The 1,855-nt window shown below is 56.5% G+C and carries 2 protein-coding genes; both read left to right on the plus strand.

The annotated features are described in order from the left end of the window. Positions 1-452, plus strand: a 452-nt coding sequence (locus WA354_RS19065) for a hypothetical protein (protein ID WP_472814603.1), incomplete at its 5' end; no start/stop codon positions are given. Continuing rightward, positions 449-1,729 carry an O-antigen polymerase gene (locus WA354_RS19070; RefSeq protein ID WP_472814604.1) on the plus strand — a complete coding sequence of 427 codons (1,281 nt, stop codon included), beginning with the start codon at positions 449-451 and terminating at the stop codon, positions 1,727-1,729. The genes WA354_RS19065 and WA354_RS19070, both read left to right, overlap by 4 nt. Positions 1,730-1,855: the final 126 nt, after the last annotated feature.

Here is a 1,855-nt window from a genome sequence, read left to right on the forward strand (position 1 = left end):
CGATCCGGCGCTACTGCTCGCCGATTCCAGCCTCGTGGGTCCACGATGGATGGCTGGCCTGGATGATAGCGCTTCACTCTCGCTTGGGGCTTATTGGCGACCCGCTGATCGACTATCGGATTCATGGCGGGCAGCAACTTGGGGTGAGCAGCACAATCAACGCCAACGGAACTAAAAAGACCGCGGAAACACGCCGCCAGTTTTACAAGCGCGTCGCGCGCCAGTTTGAAGACCTTCTGCAGCGGGTGCTGGCCGAGGGTTGGAGCCAGAATGATGAACTCATCGGAAAGATTCGCGAGAAGATCGCATTCTTGAAGAGCCAGTCGGCCCTGTCGCCAAGCCTCGGGGTTCGCACCCTGCAGATGATGAGGCAGTTGCCACGTTACCTACACTACGCGCGGGGGCTGGGCTCTCTGCGCAATGATCTCTTGCTGGACCGGGAGACATCATGAACGAGCAGCTCCGCAGTACAAGCTTCAGCGCAGCCCAACCTGTTGAGGGAGCGATTGCGCCTGCCGCAACGTGGCCATCGCTCACTGAAAGGCCGGCAAAACACAAATTTGTACATGGGGTGCTGAAAGGGCGGCGAGACCTTCCACTGTTCTGCAATCCTCTGCTGATTTTCGTTCTCAACTGGGTCTTGATGCTGGTTGCGCTCAGTTTTCAAATTACCTATGTGACCTATCCGACCATGGGTGTACCGGTCCTGCTGTTTGTTTTGTCGCTGGGTTCGTTTCTATTTGGATACATGGTAGCGCGAACGCTCCTGCATCGCTGGCCTACACGCTGGGAGGCGCTCCCCTACACTCTCGACGTGACGCGGTTATGGCAAGCCAACCTCCTGTTTTGCGGCGCCGCCATCCTGATCATGGTGTTCAACTGGGCGCTTGCGGGGCCACCTCCTGCGTTGGGCGATCCTGCTTCGTATCTGACGTACGGCCGGTTCAAGCAGGTGCTGTTTCCGCTGCTGGTCGTAGTGACGGTGAACTCCCTACTGGACACATCGCGCTGGCGCAGGGCGCTGTTTTGTATGTTCGGCATCGCAGGAATGGCGCTGTACATCACGCGCGGACTGCTGATGGTTGCACTGTTGCAGATGTTGTTTGTTTTCGCGCTGAAGACCCGCATGAGCAAAAAGAAGCTCTATGGCATTGCGGTCGGCTGTCTGGCCCTCGCAGTTGTGGCGATCACCCTGATCGGGAATGCGCGAACAGCACAGGGAGTTTTCCTCGAATATCTGCAGATTCGGCGCAAATATTTTGACTGGCCGATGGCGTATCTCTGGCTGACTTCGTATATCTCGATCCCACTTTCAAATTTGTGCTGGTTGTTCGCGAAGGGCAGTTTCCATGGGCCGACACTATCGTTCCTGTATCCTCTCCTGCCGTCATTTCTCACGCCGCCCGATCCGCATGCTTCAATTCACAATGACTTGAGCATTATCGACGGTGCAAGTACATACCTCGCTGCGTATGCACTGGATTTCTCGTACCTGGGCGTATATCTCGCAAACCTGGCGCTGGGACTGGGCTGCGGATGGTTGATGGAGCGCTCACTGCCCAGGAACATCCTGGTTGCGGGCCTTTTTCTTACCTGTCTCACGTTCATCTTCTTCAGCGACATGTTTACGCCGCTTTCCACCATTCTGCAGTTTGCGATCCAGGCTGCAGTGCAGAGAAAGTGCTTTGTGTGGGGCGGCACTCCGGTGGAAACCATGGTGCCGCAATAAGCCGAATCATGCCAGTGTTTGCAGAGAACGATATCCGGGTCACGGTGAGTGTCGTCATTGTGCTGTATCGCATGGAGCCTGCTCAGTCGCCGGCGTTTCAGAGCGTGACGGCTGCGCGCGCAATGC

This window comes from Occallatibacter sp. (genome assembly GCF_049802275.1).
Lineage (GTDB): Bacteria > Acidobacteriota > Terriglobia > Terriglobales > Acidobacteriaceae > Telmatobacter.

Coding starts and splice junctions, on each gene's coding strand:
- WA354_RS19070 (WP_472814604.1), top strand. CDS start 449: ATGAACGAGCAGCTCCGCAGTACAAGCTTCAGCGCAGCCCAACCTGTT.